Raw genomic sequence first — 18,134 nt, 5'->3', positions numbered from 1 at the left:
CGAGGAGCTAAGCAATGGGCAAAATCATCGGCATCGATCTGGGCACGACCAATTCGTGCGTGGCGATCATCGAAGGCGGTACCGCGCGCGTCATCGAGAACTCCGAAGGCGACCGCACCACCCCCTCGATCGTCGCGTTCACGAAGGACGGCGAAACGCTCGTCGGCGCGTCGGCCAAGCGCCAGGGCGTGACCAACCCCAAGAACACCTTCTACGCGGTGAAGCGCCTGATCGGCCGCAAGTTCACCGATGCGGAAGTCAAGAAAGACCTCGACCTGGTGCCTTACGGCATCGTCGCGCACGACAACGGCGACGCCTGGGTCGCGACCAGCGACGGCAAGAAACTGTCGCCACAGGAAATCTCGGCCAAGATCCTCATGAAAATGAAGAAGACGGCCGAGGATTTCCTTGGTGAACCGGTTACGGAAGCTGTGATCACCGTGCCGGCCTACTTCAACGATTCGCAGCGCCAGGCGACCAAGGACGCCGGCCGCATCGCGGGTCTGGAAGTCAAGCGCATCATCAACGAGCCGACCGCGGCGGCGCTGGCCTATGGCCTGGACAAGGCGGGCAGTGGCAAGGACAAGAAGATCGCGGTCTATGACCTCGGCGGCGGCACGTTCGACGTGTCCATCATCGAGATCGCCGAGATCGACGGCGAGAAGCAGTTCGAAGTGCTCGCGACCAACGGTGATACTTTCCTCGGCGGCGAAGACTTCGACAAGCGCGTCATCGACTATCTCGTCGAGGAATTCAAGAAGGACCAGGGCATCGATCTGCGCAACGATCCGCTCGCATTGCAGCGCCTCAAGGACGCGGCCGAGCGCGCGAAGATCGAGCTGTCGTCCTCGCACCAGACCGAAGTCAACCTGCCGTACGTGACGGCGGATGCTTCGGGCCCGAAGCATCTGAACATCAAGCTCACGCGTGCCAAGCTCGAAGCGCTGGTGGACGACCTGGTCAAGAAGACGATCGAACCGTGTCGCATCGCGCTCAACGATGCGGGTCTGCGTATGGCCGACATCACCGAAGTGATCCTGGTCGGCGGCATGACGCGCATGCCCAAGGTGCAGGAAGCGGTGAAGGACTTCTTCGGCAAGGAGCCGCGCAAGGACGTCAACCCGGATGAAGCTGTCGCTGTCGGCGCGGCGATCCAGGGCGGCGTGCTGGGCGGCACCGTGAAGGACGTGCTGCTGCTCGACGTGACCCCGCTGTCGCTGGGCATCGAGACGGCCGGTGGCGTGTTCACCAAGCTGATCGAGAAGAACACGACGATCCCGACCAAGGCCTCGCAGATCTTCTCCACGGCCGACGACAACCAGACCGCGGTCACCGTGCACGTGCTGCAGGGCGAGCGCGAACGCGCCAGCGCGAACAAGTCGCTCGGCAAGTTCGACCTGTCCGGCATCGAGCCGGCACGCCGCGGCACGCCGCAGATCGAAGTCGGCTTCGACATCGACGCGAACGGCATTCTGCACGTGCAGGCCAAGGACAAGAACACCGGCAAGGAACAGCGCATCGAGATCAAGGGCAGCTCGGGCCTGTCGGACGACGAGATCCAGCGCATGGTCCGCGACGCGGAAGCCAACAAGGAAGAAGACAAGAAGTTCCATGAGCTGATCGCCTCGCGCAACAAGGCGGACCAGCTGGTCCATGCGACGCGCGACGCGATCAAGGAGCATGGCGGCAAGGTCGCCGACCACATGGGCCGCATCGAGGAAGCGCTGAGCGATCTCGAGAAGGTCATGAAGGGCGACGATAAGGCCGCGATCGACTCACGCACGACCAAGCTTGAGGAAGTCGCGCAGCCGCTGTTTGCCGCGGCGCAGGGCCAGGGCGGCGATGCCGGTCCGCAGGCCCAGGCCGACACCAGCGGCGCGGCGCAGGACGACGTCGTCGATGCCGAGTTCACCGAAGTCAACGACAAGAAGTAAGACGCTTTCCCGCTGAAGACAAGACGGACAGTCCGAACGGCTGTCCGTTTTGTTTATTCAGGCAATGAAATCGAAACCAGGGGATTGCCGGCATCGCGGCAAACATGACTATGGCCAAGCGCGATTACTACGAAATCCTCGGCGTCGAAAAGACCGCCGGCGAGGACGACCTCAAGAAAGCCTTCCGCCGTCTGGCGATGAAGTACCACCCGGACCGCAATCCGGACGCCGACGCGCAGGAGAAATTCAAGGAGGCCAAGGAGGCCTACGAGATCCTCTGCGACAAGCAGAAGCGCGCGATGTACGACCAGTACGGGCATGCCGCGTTCGAGCAGGGCATGGGCGGCGGTCGCGGCGGCGGCTTCCACGGCGCCGATGTCGGCGACATTTTTGGCGACATTTTCGGCGACATTTTCGGCGGCGGCCGCGGTGGCGGACGTCCCCGGCGTGGCTCCGACCTGCGCTACGTGATCGAGCTGGACCTCGAAGAAGCTGTGTTCGGCGTCGAGCGGACGATCGAGGTGCCGACCCTCGTCGGCTGCAAGACCTGCAATGGTTCCGGCAGCAAGGACGGAAAGACGTCCACCTGCTCGACCTGCCGCGGCCATGGCCGCGTGCGTATGCAGCAGGGCATCTTCTCGGTGCAGCAGGTCTGCCCGCACTGCGCCGGCAGCGGCAAGGCGGTCGCCAATCCGTGCAAGGACTGCCGCGGCGAAGGCCGCGTCGAAGACGAGCGCGCCCTGCAGGTGAAGATCCCCGCCGGCGTGGATTCGGGCGACCGCATTCGTCTGGCCGGGCAGGGTGAAGCCGGTCCCGCCGGCAGCGAGCCGGGCGACCTGTACGTCGAAGTGCGCGTGCGCGAGCACGGCATCTTCCAGCGCGAAGGCGACGATCTGTACTGCGAAGTGCCGATCCGCTTTACCCAGGCGGTGCTCGGTGCCGAACTCAAGGTGCCGACGCTGGAGGGCGAAGCCACCATCACGCTGCCGCAGGAAACCCAGACCGGCAAGCTGTTCCGCTTGCGCGGCAAGGGCGTCAAGAACGTTCGCTCCGGCCGCCTCGGCGACCTGCATTGCCGCGTCGTGATCGAGACGCCGGTCAAGCTGACCAAGCGCCAGCGCGAGCTGATGGAAGAACTGGAAAGCACGTTCGAAGGTGCCGAGCCCGGCGCGCACACACCACGGGCGAACTCGTGGTTCGACGGCGTCAAGCAGTTCTGGGAACGCATGACTTCCTGAGGGTGGGAATGGGGAGTCGGGAATCGGGAATCGTAAGAGCGGAGCGGGACAACGCTCAGTGAGCGAGCGCGCATCCTGGATGGCTTCGCTTCGCCTTGAACGGTTCCCCATTCCCCATTCCCGCACCAGACACAAAAAAGCCCGTCAACCAGAAACCAGGGGGAGGGATCCTGGCGTCGTTGGTGATTGACGGGCTGAAAACGTGCGGCCGCCGTCAGGGGCGGCCGGCGTTGTTATGAAGCGGGAAGCGACGACTTATTCGGCGGCGGCCGGCTTGGCTTTCGGCTGACGCTTGGCCTTGGGTGCGGCGGCCGGCTTGCTGGCGGCGGTTGCGGTGGCGCGGGCCGGCTTGACGTTCAGTTTGCGGATATCGCGAGACAGGGCTTCGACGCGCTCGGCGATTTCGTTGAGTTCCTTTCGGCCTGGTACGCCGAGCTTGCCGAGCGCGCGCGAAACGCGCTCCTCGAAGACTTTTTCCAGTTTGTCCCAGGTTTCCTGGGTACGTTCCTTGACCTGGCTGACGCTGCTTTCGACGGCGCCGCGTACTTCGTCGGCCTTGCCCAGAGCGAGCTTGCGGGTCTTCTGCTCGAGGCTGGTGCCTTCGCGCACCAGCGTGTCGAACAGCTTGGTGCCTTCTTCCTGCGCCTTGGCGAATGCGCCGAGGCCGGCGAGCCAGATCTGCTGGGCGGATTCCATGATCGACTTGCCCAGGTGGTCCGCCGATTTCGGCGACGACTTGTCCTTGGACTTGGCTTTCAGTTTCGGTTTGCTCATACGATGCTCCTCGTGTGGGACTCCCGGTACGCCAATACGCCCAAGATTGCGAAGCAGTCTCGGGGCGGGGGCTAGAATATTCACACTATGCAAACCCCGCGTCGTGCGGCGCGCCGCGTGCGCAGCGCGGTCTGCATCGCTTGCGGCGCTGAATTTTTACTATGTTCCTTAGTGAAAATTTATGAATGTGACTGTCTTTGCGCGCCCGAGTGTCGGTGCGGCGACACCGCGACATGGCCGACCAGCCCTTCGAGCTCGTCCAGCGCCGTCCGCAGGCGCTGCGTCACGGCGCTGCGCCGCGTCGGTGCGTTGCGCAGGCCGTCATGAATATTGCGGTTCGTATCCGCGAGGATGGCCTCGTCCAGCACCAGCCCGTGGCGCGCCAGCAACGGCGCAAGGTCGTCACGCCGCGCGCGTAGGTCGGCCAGGGTGGAGCGGTAGGCATGCTCGGCGACCTGCAGCCGGTTGGCGTAGCTGAAAACGTTGGTGAAGAACATCCGCGCATCGTCCGGGTTAGGTTCGAACAGAACGACGTCGGACTTCGGATAGTGTCGCTTGTACTTGGACAGGCTGGCCTGCATGCGCGACTGCAGCAGCGTGCGGAAGGTCTGGGACAGCACTGCGGGCAGCCCCTTGTCGATCAGGCTGCCGGTTGGGTCAGTGCCGCTCGCCTGTGCGCTAACCGCGTCGAAGGGCACCATCGGGTTGATGCCGATGACGAGATCCGCACCCTGGTCGAGTGCGACCGAGGCATGCAGGGTGCGCTGCAGCGCGCCGTCGACGTAGAGCTTGCCGCCAATGCGCACCGGCGGGTAGAGGCCGGGAAGGGCAGAGCTGGCCTGGATCGCGCGCGAAATCGGCACGTCGTCGAAGCCGGGTGCGCCAAAGCGCACAGCCTTGCCGCTGTCGAGTTCCACCGCGATCACGAACAGCTTGCGCGGCAGCGTGCGGAAGTCGTTGCTGCGGCCCTCGCGCGTGAACAGAGCGCGCAGGAAGGCTTCGATCGACTCGTTGTCGAACAGTCCCGTCGGCAGCAGGCTGCCCAGACGCAGGAGGTTGTCGGTCACGCTCTGCCGCAGCGGATTGCGCGCGAAATCGGCGAGCCATTCGGCGAGCACGCGCGGCGTGCGCCCGGCGCGGCGCAGATATTCCGCCAGCGCCGGCTGCACGAACAGGTCGGGCGAGAAGCGTGCTTCATGCGAGTCGCCGGTCAGGAAGATGCGGCACATCTCGGCGGAACTGAACTGATTGGCGAGACCCGCGACGATGAAGGCGCCGGAGCTCACGCCAACGTAGGCACCGAGTCCGTTCGCGTCGAGGCCGGTGATCGCATCCTCGATCGCGCGTAATGCGCCCAGTTCGTACATGCCGCCGATCGGACCGCCGCCGGCAACGGCCAGTCCCAGGCGGGGTTCGCGACGCGGTCGGGGCGGCTGGCTGGCGGCCTGGATGACGAGCATGGCAATCCGGAGTTGAGGCAACTGACCGATTGTAGGCGCGTACCGTCGGTGCGCGCCGGTTGCGGGGTACGGGTATCGGCTGCGCTACGCCACGCCGAAATGCTGCACGAGCCGCTTCGCGATTTCCTTTTCCACGGCCGGCTTGAGCATGGACAGCAGAAACCCGAGTTCGGCGGTCACATGGACCTGCCCTTTTTCCAGCGCGATCTTGCCGTTCACGCCGGAGCGCTCGAAGTGCAGCACGTCGCCTTTCCAGCCCCAGGTGAGATCGAATTTCTTCGAGATTTCCTCGGCAACTTCGGTGACCGCGACCTTGGCTTCCTTGACGGGTTTTGCGTGCTTGTGACGGATATCGATCGAAGGCATTGCTGGATTCCGCGATAGGAGTTTGCAGGCTTGTGGCCCGGGAGCTTTGCTCTATGATGCCCGAGGCCGCGTAGACGGTGTGACGCAGTGCCGCATGCGGCCAGGATTGCGGCGTCGGCGCGCATTTCAAGCGAGAGGGTCGCGGAGCGAACGAATCCTATGGTGAAGCGAGCCGTTGTTTTCGGAGCCACCGTGAGCCAAGGGAGTGAAGTGTGGTCGCTCAGGACCGCAGGTTCTGGCCACGCTGAATGCCTACCGGGCCGGACCGGCCAAATGCCTGCAATGCCGGCATTAGCGTGGCTTGGGGAGATCGGGTGCAGATCCCAGGAGCGGCATCCCGCCGCGTTGTCCGGAACTTTCCGATGGGGTGGAACGACGTGCATCTGAGATTCCTCTTCCGGGTGGGTTTGCTGCTGGGGTCCAGTGCCGTGTCGGCGGCGACCATCGAAGGCCAGGTCACGCTGACGCTCGACGGCAAGCCGCTGCGCGCCGAGGAAGCGGCCGAGGCCGTGGTCTATTTCCGCCCCGCGGTACCGGTGCCGGTCGCAGCGGCGAAGAAGCCGGTCGAGATGATCACGCTGCGCAAGCAGTTTTCGCCGCGCATCCTGCCGGTTACCGTCGGCACCGAGGTGCGCTTTCCGAACCAGGATCCCATCCTGCACAACGCGTTCTCGACGTCGAAAGACAATGGCTTTGACATCGGTCTGTACGGACAGGGCGAGGGCAAGGCCCAGCGTTTCGACCATGCGGGCTATGTGCGCGTCTACTGCAATGTGCATCATTCCATGGTGGGGCATATCCTCGTGCTCGACACGCCGTTCTTCGCTCGACCCGATGCACAGGGCCGGTTCCGTCTGAAGGATCTGCCGGCCGGGAAGGGCGACCTCGTGGTCTGGCTCGACCGGGCCACGCCGTGGCATGTGCAGCTCGTTGCCGGCAAGACCGAGCCGCTCGCGGTGACGCTGGAACTCGCGCAGAAAAAGATTCCTCCGCACATGAACAAGTTTGGCAAGCCGTATGGCAGGAGCAGTGATGGCGGCTATTGAACGCGGCGGACGCGGAGCCGAGCGGCGTCGGAACGGCGGCTACGGCGCCGGCATGCACCAGGCCGGATTCGCCCTGCCGCTGGCGATCCGTTTCTTTCTCGCCACGGCCTTGCTGATCGTGCTCGCGGTCAGTGCCGCGATCGTCGTCACCTACGTGCAGGGCAAGCGCATCGCCGACCGCGCCATCGGCAAGACCCTGACCACGAGTGAAGCGGCCCAGCGCGAGTTCGAGCAGCATCGTCTGGAGCAGCTGGAGCTGAGCTTGCGCCTGGTCGCATCCGACGCAAGCTTCGTCAAATACATCGCCGATGCGAACAGCGCGAGCAACCTGCCGGGCCTTGGCGGCGACGCGGCACCCGACACGATGTCGATGCGCGACCTGCTCAACGACCGGCAGAAGGACATCGGCTTCAGCCTGGGCATTCTGCTCGACGGCAAGGGCGAGGTGCTGGCGCGGACCGATCAGACCGAAGCCTTCACGGAATCCCTGGCCGGCGACGCGCTGGTGGCGCCGGCCCTGGCCGAGGTGCGGCCGCTCAGCGGTTACTGGCGCCTGGATGCCAGGCTCTACCAGGCCGCCATCGTGCCGCTGGCGCAGGACCAGAACGTGGTCGGTTTTCTCTTGCTGGCGCAGGCTGTCGACGACACGCTCGCGCGCAAGGTCGCCCAGGTCAGCGGCGCGGAAATCGCGTTCTGGATGCCGCTTGGCGGCAAGCCGACGCTGGTCGCCACCTCGCTCGACGCGCCTCTCGCCAATCAGTTGCGCGAGGTCGTCGCCGCGAGCAGCAGTGTGCTCACGCCGACCGGGGCGGGTGGCGGCCAGCACGTCGATCTCGGCGGTCAGGACTGGGTCGCGCGGCTCGCGCCGACCGCGGCGAAGGACGCCGCAGATCTCGGCGATGTCATGGTGCTGGCATCCTCGGATCAGGTCATCGCGAGCTATCGCGCCATCCTCAACAGCGTGCTGCTCGGCGGACTCGTCACGCTGCTGCTCGCGCTGCCGCTGTCCTACCTGATTTCCAAGGGCATCCTGCGACCCGTGTCGGCCATGGCGAGTGCGGCCGAACAGGCGGCCGCCGGCAATTTCCAGACCCGTCTGGGCACCCAGGGCAGCGATGAACTGGCGCGCCTGTCGCGTGCGTTCGACTCGCTGCTGTCGGACCTGCGCGAGAAAAGCGACATGGAAGGCTATGTCGGCAACCTCGCGCGCTTCCTGCCCGAGCCTGGGCAGGAAGGATCGGGCGTTGCCCTGCATACGCAGCCGCTCGCGCCCGTGGTTCCGGCGCGGCGCGAGGTCGCGGTGCTGCTCGGCCTGGAATATCGCCACCTGCTGACGCAGTCGGCACAGCTGCCGCCGGATCAGATCGTCGACGACAACGCGCAGGTGCAGGCGCGGCTCGCCGCGGCCGTCGGCGCTGGACTCTGCCTGCGTGGACCGGGTGCGCGCTGGACACTGGCGTTCAGCGGCCCGCAGCGCATGGCCGATGCGCTGGCCGTTCTGCGCGACGAGTTTGCCGTCTCGCCGGCGCCTGCGGCGGCGCTGGCCGACGGTGCGGTCGTGCTGGCCGATGCGGTTGACGGCGCGCGGCTGATCGGCGCAGTGCAGGTGCAGATCGACCGGCTGCTCTGCGACGCCGCACCAGGCCAGGTGCTGGCCGGCCGTAGCAGCGGTGAAACCCTGCGCAGCGAGTTCGGTGCCGATGCGGTAGCCGTGGCCACGGGTGGTTTCAGCGGCAAGCAGTATTACGCGCCGACCGGTGCGCTGCTGCAGCGCCTGCCCGCAGCGCTGTCTCGGGCAACCGAGGACGAATCATCCGCCACCGTACCGCGCGGTACAGCCGTGACACCGCCGGCCGCATCGCGCAGTACGCCGCCGCCGCCGGCCGCGCGCAGCGTGCGCGACACCGGCGAGCTGGCGCCGGGTGCAACGCTGGGCGGTCGCTATCGTGTGCTGTCGGTGCTCGGCGCGGGTGGAATGGGCGTTGTATACAAGGCGCACGACCTCGATCTCGACGATGTCGTCGCGCTGAAGATGCTCAAGCCCGGCGCACTGCTCGACGCGGAACAGCTCGATCGCCTCAAGAGCGAGATCAAGCTGGCCCGGCGTATCACGCATCCCAACGTGTTGCGTACCTTTGATTTCGGCGAGGTCAATGGGATGCCGTACATTTCGATGGAGTACGTGCGCGGCATGACCCTGCGTTACCTGCTGCGCGAAGCCAAGCGCGTGCCGTATTCGGCTGGCCTGCGCATCGCGCGCCAGCTCGCCGCCGGTCTGGCGGCGGCGCACGAGGTCGGCGTGCTGCATCGCGACATCAAGCCGGAAAACCTGATCCTCGAAGCCAACGGCAACGCCAAGCTCATGGATTTCGGCATCGCACGGCCAGTGCGCCGCGCAACGCCCGGGCATACCCAGCCCGGGACCTTCCTCGGTACGCCGAACTACTGTGCGCCCGAGCAGCTCGCCGGCGAGGAAGTGGATGAACGTGCGGATATCTATTCCTGCGGCGTTCTCATGACCGAGATGTTCTGCGGCGCGCTGCCGTTCACCGGGTCGAACACGATGGAGATCTATATGGCACAGATGCAAGCCGAACCGGTACGGCCTTCGACGCTGTGGCCTGACATTCGCCCCGAGCTCGAGACGCTGATCCTGCGCTGCCTCAAGCGCAGCGTGGCCGAGCGTCCGGCCAGTGCGGCCGAACTGGCTGCCACGCTCGCGCAGCTGAGGGCCTGACCATGCGCATGTCGGCGGCAACGATGCGCAACGGCCTGGCCGCTCTGCTGCTGCTCACGGCGGCGTGGACCGGCGCGGCGCCGGCCCAGGACAGCATTCTCGACGCGAGTGCCGACGAAGCGGCGCAACCGCCGCAGCGTTGGAGTTGGTTCGGCGATCTGCTGCTGCGCTACGGCCACGTCGAGGGCCTGCCCAACGACCGTACGGTGAGCCGCTGGCGTGGTCGTGGCCGGCTCGGCGGCGAGTTCGCCGTGATGCCCGAATTGAGTTTCGGCGCCGCGATCGAACTGGCCCAGGGCAGCGATGACAACGCCGACAACCGCATCAACAACGACAACGAGCGCAGCGATCACGCCAACGTCGACCAGTTCTGGCTGCGCTGGCAGCCGGGTGAGCACACGCGCGTGTTGGTCGGCAAGGCAGCGCTTCCGCTGGAGCTGTCGCCGCTGACCTGGGATGCGGACCTGCGCCCGGCCGGCGTCAGTCTCGACCAGTCATTCGTCCTGGGCGACTACAGCCGCCTGCAACTGGTCGCCGGCGGTTTCGCCGCACAGCATCTTTACGACGACGACACACGCATCGCCGCGGTGCAACTGGCCTGGCGCTGGCGCGAAGGCGCGCCGACTCAGGCCGCCGTGTTGCTGAGCTATCTCGATTTCTCGGATCTCGGGCAGCTGACTCGGCAGGGACTCACGCGCACCAATCGTCGCTTGCCGGCCAACGGGCCGCTGCTCAGCGACTACCGGCTGCTCGATCTGCAACTGGTCGGCCGTACCGCGTTCGGAGACTGGCCGCTGGAAGCGCGGGTGGATCTCGTGCGCAATCTCGGTGCCGACGACCAGCGCGACGGCGCGCGCTTCAGCCTCGTGCTCGGCAGCCGCCTGCGTCCGGGAGGCTGGGAATTCGGCTATTCCAACCAGCGAATACAGCGCGACGCCGTGCTGGCCGCATTCAACGAAGATGACTGGTGGTTCCACAGTTTTACGCATGGCTTCATGCCGTGGATCGGCTATGGCATCGACGAACACTGGAACCTACGACTGGCTGGCTTTCGCGAACAGCGCAACGGGCTGCCGCGCTCCACCGACCGTATCTTGCTCGACCTGGCGGCGCGCTGGTAATTCCCAGGGGCGCTCATGCTAAATTGCCACCGCGTCAATCTACGGAGTGGGCCGGTCAGCTAATGGAAATTCGCGCGCGCTTGAGCTTCCCGAACGGCGAGCACCCCGACTTCGTGCTGGCGCCCGGCGTTTGTGGAATAGGCTCCGACCGGGACAACCAGATAGTGCTCAGCGTCAGCGGAGTCGCGGCGCACCATGCCCGGCTCGAGATCGACGGCCGAGGCCTGACCCTCAGCGTGCTCGATCCGCGCGCGCATACGCATCTGAACGCGCGGCCGGTGCGCGAGAAGGGCATCGTCCGGCTCGGCGATGTGCTCAGCGTCGAGACGGTGCAGATCGTGATCAAGCCCGAGCGAGACGAAGTCATCCGCACCTCTGTGCCGCACGACGATGCGGCCGTCGCCGACGCCGAGACGCGCGTTCGCGCCGTACCGCCGAAGGTCGTGCTGCGTGGCGTGTCCGGCGCCCAGTTCGGCCGCATCGTGCCGGTGCGCGGCCGCCTGACCATAGGCCGAGGCAGCGAATGCGACCTCGCGCTGGATGAGCCGGAGATGTCGCGCAAGCATGCGCTGATCGAGAACAACGGCGATGGCATCTATCTGCGCGACCTGGGTTCTTCCAACGGCACTTTCGTCAACGGCGTCCAGGTCCGCGACGCGGTGCTGCATCCCGGCGACCAGATCGCGTTCGACCGCAACCGCTTCCTGCTCGAAGCCCCAGGCCTGCCGCTGCGCGGGGAGTTGGTCGAGGAACGCACGCCGGGCTATGCGCCGGCGATCACGCAGACCATGCAGGCGGTGAATCTGCCGGAGCCAGGACCGCCCAAGCCCAGGCCTGTGCCAGTCGAGGAATATGCGTCCAGCCGCAACGAGATCTGGTGGCTGATCGCTGCCGCCGCCCTGATCGGCGGCGCCATCGCGCTGTTGCTGCTGTTCGGATTCTGATCGCGCCGACCTGTCACTGGGTCGGTACGGAATCCCGCCGCGCGCGCAGGGCGAGCCAGGCTCGACGCCACGGCACGCGAAACGCCATCAGCACGAGATAGATCGCGAGATAGATCAGCGGTTCGCGCACGGCGATCTTCTGTCCGGATTTCACGAGCCACAGGTAGTGCAGCACGGCCAGCAGGCCGATCGGATAGACCAGGGTGTGCAGTCGCGCCCAGTTGCGGCCGAGGCGGCGCATCATGCCCCTGGTCGAGGTGACGGCGAGTGGCAGCAGCAAAAGCCACGCGAGAAAGCCGACCGTGATGTACGGCCGCTTGACGATCTCCTCGAACACCTGGCGCCAGAAACCGCCGAGATCGACGAACAGGTAGATCGCAAAGTGGAGGCTCGCGTAGAAGAACGCGAACAGCCCGAGCATGCGGCGCAAGCGCAGCACCGCGGCCACCCCGCTGAGCAGGCGCAGCGGCGAGACGGCCAGCGTGACCAGGAGCAGCCGCAGCGCCCAGTCGCCGCTGCGGTGTTCCAGCGCGGCGACGGGATCCGGGCCGAGCGTCTCGCGATACACGTCCCAGGCCATGCCGGCCAGCGGCAGCAGGCACAGCGCGAACACGACGACCTTCGCGACCAAGATGCGCGTATCGCCAGGTCGTTTCATGAGCGAACCTCCGAGCAACGCAGAACGCGTTGTGTTTTTGTAGCCCCCTTAAGTCAAGGGGGGTGAAGAGTGATCGCTCAGAACCGCAGGTTCTGATCACTCTGAACGCCCAACGGGCCGGATGGCCGAACGCGCAGCGTTCGGCCAGGGTTGTGGAGATCTGGTGCACGGCCCGAGAGCGACACACTTCAGTAATTCAGGCGCAGGTCCATACCGTTGTACAGCGATGCGACCTCATCGCCATAGCCGTTGAAGGGCAGGGTGGCGACGCGCCGCGCGAACAGGTTGCCGCCGCTGCCGGCGATGCGGCGCTCGCTGGACTGGGTCCAGCGCGGATGATCGACAGCGGGGTTCACGTTGGAATAGAAACCGTACTCGGACGGGCCGGCCAGATTCCACGATGTCGCCGGCTGGCGCTCCCAGAACTCGATGCGCACGATCGCCTTGGCGCCTTTGAAGCCGTATTTCCATGGCACGACCAGGCGCAGCGGCGCGCCGTTCTGGTTCGGTAGCGCCCGCCCGTACAGGCCGACCGCGAGCAGACTCAGGGGATGCATGGCCTCGTCGATGCGCAGGGCTTCGCGATACGGCCAGTCGAGCACCGGATACGCCAGGCCCGGCATCTGCTCGGGCCGGTTTACCGTCGTGAACGCGACGTATTTGGCGCGCGAGGTGGGCTTGAAGCGCGCGAGGCATTCGCCGAGCGGGATGCCGACCCACGGAATGACCATGGACCAGGCTTCGACGCAGCGATGCCGGTAGATGCGCTCTTCGAGCGCATGCGGCTTGAGCAGGTCCTCCAGCGTGAAGCGTCCGGTCACGTCGGCATGTCCAGCCACCTCGACCGTCCAGGGCTGGGGCTTGAAGCGGCCCGCGTTACGAGCCGGATCGCTCTTGCCGGTGCCGAACTCGTAATAGTTGTTGTACTGGGTCGCGTCGCGCCAGCTGGTGAGTTCTTCCTTGGTGTCCCAGCGCTCGTTGCGGCGCGACTGCAGCGGCGTGCCGCTGGGTGTCTCGTCGGCGGCCGGCACGGCGGCCTGTCCTGGTTCGCTGCCGCCACAGCCCGTGGCAAGCAGCGGCGCGGCGAGCCCGAGGGTGCGCAGAAAACGCCGCCGCTGCAGGTAGACGGACTCGGGCGTGATCTCGGAACTCGCCATCGGTGCAACACGGAATCGTTTCATGTCGGGCCTCGTTTCGTGACCAGACCGGGTTGGCCGATCGGATCTTTCATACAGTGCTGGTCATGTCAACGGCCATGGCTATACTGGGCCGAAATCGGTCGATGTCGAGTGACGGTGCACGGGGAACCTCACATTGCAGCGGCGTTTCATCCGTCGACCAGTCTGATCGTCGTGCTGGATGCGGGCGATGGCTGCATTGTCGACGTCAGCCCGTCTGTCGGAACCACACTGGGCCATTCACGCGCGGAACTCATCGGCCAGCGGCCGATCGACATAGGCCTGTGGCGCAATCTCGACGAACGCGCACTGCTGTGGGCAAACCTGCGCGGTCAGGGCCGCGTGCACGATCAGACGTTCGAATTCCTGACGCGCGACGGCCGCGTGCTACTCGTCCAGTGCACCTGCGAGATGTTCGAACTGGACGGGCGCACGCGCGTGATCTGCATCGGGCACCTGCTCGACACGGCCAAAGCCGGCGCGGCGGCCGAAACGGACGTGTCGAGCTACCGCTCGCTGTTCCTCTCCGCGGCCGAAGGCATCTACCGCAGCCTGCCGGCTGGCGGGCTTATCGACGTGAATCCGGCGATGGCGCAGATGTTTGGCTTCGACGCGCCGGAACAGATGTTGCGCGAGTTCGAGCGTTCGTCGCGCCAGGTCTACGTCGACCAGGCGCACTACGACACCCTGCTACAGGAAATCGCCGAGACGGGCGTGCTGAGCAACCGGCGCTCGCGCGTATATCGCCGCGACGGGAGCATGATCTGGATCAGCGAGAATCTACGCTCGGTCCGCGACGACAATGGACGCCTGCTGTTCTACGAAGGCTCTGTCGTGGACATCACGCGGCAGGAATCCGCCGAGCGCGCGCTGCGCCAGTCCGAGGAGCTGTATCGCATCCTCGTCGACAACTGCCGCGACGGGGTATTCCTGATCCAGCGCGGCAAGGTCGTGTTCACCAACGGCGCGATGGCGGACATGCTTGGCTATGCCGTGCCGGAGCTCATCGGCAGCGAATACATGGACCTGGTCGCGCCCGAATCACGCGCGGCGCAGCAGGAACGCCGCGTGCAGCGTGAAAGCGGATCGCGCGAAGTGCAAGGCTACGAGATCAGCATGCTGTGCAAGGACGGCGCGCGCCGGCTCGTGCAGGTGCGCGCCGATCCGGTGGTCTTCGACGGCGATATCGCGAGCACCGGCACGGCGCGCGACATCACCGAGGAGCGCGCGCAGCAGCAGGCCCTGGCCGAAGCCGAACGCAAATACCGCCAGCTTTTCCGCCATTCCGTCGTCGGCCTGTTCCAGACCCGCGCGGACGGCACTGTGGTCGAGGCCAATGCCGCGCTCGCGCGCCTGCTTGGCTACGGCTCGCGTCTGGAAATGCTGCATGCCCTGCGCCATATCGACGATCTCGACGTGGACGAGGACGCGCGCGTGCGCATTCTCGACCTGGTGCAGCGCAACGGCCAGGTCAGTGACGAGGAAGTGCGCCTGCGCCGCGTCGACGGTCGCTACATCTGGATTTCGGTAAACCTGCATCTTGTGCGAAATTCCGATGGCCATGTGCTGAGCCTGGAAGGGTCGGTGCAGGACATCACGGCGCGGCGCGATGCCGAGCGCGCACTGCTCAGTTCCGAGGAGCGCTATCGCACACTGGTGGAGCACGCCCAGATCGGCGTCTACGTCATGCGTGACGATCGCTATATCTACGTCAACCAGCGCTTCGCCAACCTCACGGGCTACGACGAGCGCGAAATCATCGGCATGCACTGGACCGAACTCGCGAGCGACGCGGGCCGGCGCATCATCGATACGCGACTCGAAGCGCGGCGCAGCGGCGAACCGCTGCCGGCCGAGTACGAAACCCTGTTGCGGCGCAAGGATGGACGCGAGGTGCGCATCAGTGTCAGCGCCGGGCCGATCCGCCTCGACGATGGCGACTATTTCAGCGGTACTGTTCGCGACGTGACCGAACGCCACCGCTTCGAAAGCGAGCTCGAACACAACGCCACCCACGACGCGCTGACCGGCCTGCCCAACCGTGTGCTGTTCGAGCGCTATCTCACCGATCGCCTGCGCGCCGCGCACGAGGCGGGCGAATTCGACTATGCGATCCTGTTTCTCGACCTCGACGGTTTCAAGCTCGTCAACGACAGTCTCGGCCATGCGACCGGCGACCGCCTGCTCGTGGAGATCACCGCACGCCTGCACGCCGCGACGCCGCCGGGTTCGGTGCTCGCGCGCTACGGCGGCGACGAATTCACCGTGCTGCCGCCGGGTGCGTGCTCGGCTGCCGCAGCCGAGCAGTTGGCCAGGCATCTGCTGCAGGTGCTGGGCGAGCCGTTCGCGATCGATGGCCACAGGATCTATTCCGGCGCCAGCCTCGGCATCGTGACCGGGCGGCCAGGCTACGAAACACCGGAGCAGGTACTGCGCGATGCCGACACGGCGATGTATCGCGCGAAGGCCCGCGGCAAATCTGCCTACGTCGTGTTCGACGAAGCCATGCACCGTGCCGCGCGCGAGCGTCTGCGCCTGGAAACCGACCTGCGTGAGGCAGTCGAGCGTACCGAGTTTCGCGTGCACTACCAGCCGCTGGTCGATCTGCGCAGCGGTGCAGTAGTCGGCTGCGAGGCCTTGCTGCGCTGGGTGCATCCGCAGCGCGGCCTGCTGCAGCCACCGCAGTTCCTCGGCGTAGCCGAGGAGACCGGCCTGATCGTCGCGATCGACTGGTGGGTGCTGGAGACCGCCTGTCGTCAGCTGTATGACTGGCAGCAGCGCTATCCGGCATTCTCGCGCCTGCGTGCGAACGTGAATGTCGACGACCGCCAGTTCGCCGAGCGCGATATTGCCGCCGGCATCGGCAGCGTGCTCGCGCGCACCGGCCTCAATGCCGCCTCGCTCGCGATCGAAGTCACTGAGACAGTATTCCGCGCCGGACGCGGCCAGGCCGAGGCGATACTGGCCGAGGTCAAGCGGCTGGGCGTCAGCCTTGTCGTGGACGATTTCGGCACCGGCTATTCGTCGCTGGATTCGTTCGCGTCCTCGCCGTTCGATGCGCTCAAGATCGACCGCAGTTTCGTGCGCGACATGGAATCCAACCGCCGCCACCGCGCGATCGTGCGCACGATCTCGGGCTTCGCCGAAGACCTCGGCCTGTCGCTGACTGCCGAAGGCGTGGAGACCCAGGCCCAGGCCGAGCTGCTGATGGCCATGGGCTGCAGCACCGCGCAGGGTTTCCTGTACGCGCCGGCGCTCGCGGCCGAGGAGATGGACCAGGTGCTTGCTTCCGGCTCGGTGCTCAAGCGCCGCGCCTGAAGCCTGCGCCAGGCGCGGAACTCTGCCGTCGTGCCCGCGTTTCGCCCGTTCTTATCACGGGTTCTCCCTGGCGCAGCGCCGGGCGCGCGGCATAATGCGGGACTCGTTCTTGCGGAGCCCGCACCTTGAGCCGTGGTCACAATTTCAGCGCCGGCCCTGCCGCGCTCCCCGAAACCGTGCTGCGTCGCGCACAGGCCGAAATGCTGGAATGGGGCGCGACCGGCGCCTCGGTCATGGAAGTCAGCCATCGCGGCAAGGACTTCATCGCGATGGCCGAGCAAGCCGAGGCCGACCTGCGCGAACTCCTCGCGATTCCGCGCAACTACCAGGTCCTGTTCCTGCAGGGTGGCGCGACGCAGCAGTTCGCGCAGATCCCGATGAACCTCGCGCGGCGTGACCAGCGCGTCGACTACGTGGTCACTGGCGACTGGAGCGAGAAAGCCGTTCGCGAAGCAGGCACGCTCGCGCGCGTGCACGTCGCCGCGACCTCGGCCGACAACCGCTACACCGCCATTCCGCCGCGTGCGGGCTGGGATCTCGATCCGCATGCGGCCTACGTGCACTACACGCCGAACGAAACCATCCGCGGCGTCGAGTTCCACGACATTCCCGACGTTGGCGACGTGCCTTTGATCGCCGACATGTCCTCTACGATTCTCTCGCGTCCGCTCGACGTGTCGCGCTTCGGCCTGATCTACGCCGGCGCGCAGAAGAACATCGGTCCGTCAGGCATCGTCGTCGTGATCGTGCGCGAGGATCTGCTCGCTCGCTGCCCGGCCGACATGCCGAAGATCTTCAATTTCGCCGAACACGCGGCGCAGGGATCGATGCTCAATACGCCGAACACGTTTGGCTGGTACCTGGCCGGCCTGATCTTCCAGTGGCTCAAGGAACAGGGCGGCCTCGCCGCGATGGAGCAGCGCAACCGGCGCAAGGCCGAAACCCTGTATGGCTACATCGATGCGTCGGGCTTCTATGCAAATCCGGTCGATCGGGCTGCGCGGTCCTGGATGAACGTGCCCTTCACCCTGCCGAGCGGCGAACTCGATGCTGCATTTCTGCAGCAGTCGAAGGATGCCGGCCTGCTTGCGCTCAAGGGCCACAAGCTCGTCGGCGGCATGCGGGCGTCGTTGTACAACGCGGTGACGCAGGACAGCGTCGATGTGCTCGTCGACTTCATGCGGGATTTCGCGCGCCGCAACGGATAAAGATCAAAAATGTGACACGTCGGTTGGGGTAAGCCGCAGGCGCACCCCAACATCGCGGCGGCTCACGATCCAGGAATCCATGCCGAAGCACAGTTCGTCGCAAATCAGGCGCGGGTAGTCGCTGGTTCGAAGTTTCCTTCGACAGGGGTTTT

13 protein-coding genes are annotated in these 18,134 nt (G+C 65.8%); 8 read left to right on the top strand and 5 right to left on the bottom strand.

The window, feature by feature from the left end; genetic code table 11:
• Positions 1-14: 14 nt before the first annotated feature.
• Together dnaK and dnaJ are read left to right on the top strand one after the other, a co-directional pair.
• Positions 15-1,934, top strand: a complete 1,920-nt coding sequence (gene dnaK / locus RUU78_RS09980) for a molecular chaperone DnaK (protein WP_313916138.1) — start codon at positions 15-17, stop codon at positions 1,932-1,934.
• Positions 1,935-2,044: 110 nt separating this feature from the next.
• On the top strand, positions 2,045-3,172 hold the full coding sequence (dnaJ, locus tag RUU78_RS09975; RefSeq protein WP_313916173.1) for a molecular chaperone DnaJ: 1,128 nt from the start codon (positions 2,045-2,047) through the stop codon (positions 3,170-3,172).
• Between the two features lie 255 nt (positions 3,173-3,427).
• Here the strand turns inward: dnaJ and RUU78_RS09970 are convergent, their stop codons facing one another.
• The 3 genes from RUU78_RS09970 to RUU78_RS09960 all read right to left on the bottom strand — a co-directional run bounded on the left by RUU78_RS09970 (position 3,428) and on the right by RUU78_RS09960 (position 5,772).
• Positions 3,428-3,946, bottom strand: a complete 519-nt coding sequence (locus RUU78_RS09970; protein WP_313916137.1) for a phasin family protein — start codon at positions 3,944-3,946, stop codon at positions 3,428-3,430.
• Between the two features lie 179 nt (positions 3,947-4,125).
• Complete coding sequence (locus RUU78_RS09965) at positions 4,126-5,406, bottom strand: patatin-like phospholipase family protein (RefSeq protein ID WP_313916134.1); 1,281 nt, start codon at positions 5,404-5,406, stop codon at positions 4,126-4,128.
• Positions 5,407-5,490: 84 nt separating this feature from the next.
• The gene (locus RUU78_RS09960) at positions 5,491-5,772 is read right to left on the bottom strand and encodes a polyhydroxyalkanoic acid system family protein (protein WP_313916133.1); all 282 of its coding nucleotides are present in this window, start codon (positions 5,770-5,772) and stop codon (positions 5,491-5,493) included.
• Positions 5,773-6,020: 248 nt separating this feature from the next.
• Between RUU78_RS09960 and RUU78_RS09955 the strand changes: the two genes are divergently transcribed.
• The 4 genes from RUU78_RS09955 to RUU78_RS09940 all read left to right on the top strand — a co-directional run bounded on the left by RUU78_RS09955 (position 6,021) and on the right by RUU78_RS09940 (position 11,620).
• Positions 6,021-6,818, top strand: coding sequence for a hypothetical protein (locus RUU78_RS09955; protein ID WP_313916131.1), 798 nt, complete (start codon positions 6,021-6,023; stop codon positions 6,816-6,818).
• On the top strand, positions 6,805-9,555 hold the full coding sequence (locus RUU78_RS09950) for a protein kinase (RefSeq protein WP_313916129.1): 2,751 nt from the start codon (positions 6,805-6,807) through the stop codon (positions 9,553-9,555). Before RUU78_RS09955 ends, RUU78_RS09950 begins: the two co-directional genes overlap by 14 nt.
• Before the next feature lie 2 nt (positions 9,556-9,557).
• The gene (locus RUU78_RS09945; RefSeq protein WP_313916128.1) at positions 9,558-10,676 is read left to right on the top strand and encodes a putative porin; all 1,119 of its coding nucleotides are present in this window, start codon (positions 9,558-9,560) and stop codon (positions 10,674-10,676) included.
• A gap of 80 nt (positions 10,677-10,756) precedes the next feature.
• Positions 10,757-11,620, top strand: coding sequence for an FHA domain-containing protein (locus RUU78_RS09940; protein WP_313916126.1), 864 nt, complete (start codon positions 10,757-10,759; stop codon positions 11,618-11,620).
• Positions 11,621-11,633: 13 nt separating this feature from the next.
• On the opposite strand, the gene RUU78_RS09935 is transcribed toward RUU78_RS09940, so the two are convergent.
• On the bottom strand, positions 11,634-12,278 hold the full coding sequence (locus RUU78_RS09935; RefSeq protein WP_313916124.1) for a protein-methionine-sulfoxide reductase heme-binding subunit MsrQ: 645 nt from the start codon (positions 12,276-12,278) through the stop codon (positions 11,634-11,636).
• 188 nt (positions 12,279-12,466) lie between these two features.
• Positions 12,467-13,459, bottom strand: a complete 993-nt coding sequence (gene msrP, locus RUU78_RS09930; RefSeq protein WP_313916122.1) for a protein-methionine-sulfoxide reductase catalytic subunit MsrP — start codon at positions 13,457-13,459, stop codon at positions 12,467-12,469.
• A gap of 114 nt (positions 13,460-13,573) precedes the next feature.
• On the opposite strand from msrP, the gene RUU78_RS09925 reads away from it, so the two are divergent.
• Together RUU78_RS09925 and serC are read left to right on the top strand one after the other, a co-directional pair.
• A complete protein-coding gene (locus RUU78_RS09925) occupies positions 13,574-16,774 on the top strand; it encodes a PAS domain S-box protein (RefSeq protein WP_313916120.1) in 3,201 nt (1,066 codons plus the stop codon).
• A 125-nt stretch (positions 16,775-16,899) separates the two neighbouring features.
• Entirely contained in the window at positions 16,900-17,982 is a 1,083-nt protein-coding gene (serC, locus tag RUU78_RS09920; RefSeq protein ID WP_313916118.1) for a 3-phosphoserine/phosphohydroxythreonine transaminase, read from the top strand.
• Positions 17,983-18,134: the final 152 nt, after the last annotated feature.

This window comes from Tahibacter sp. (assembly GCF_032229445.1).
GTDB lineage: Bacteria > Pseudomonadota > Gammaproteobacteria > Xanthomonadales > Rhodanobacteraceae > Tahibacter.
This window is presented reverse-complemented; position numbering and strand designations above follow the sequence as displayed.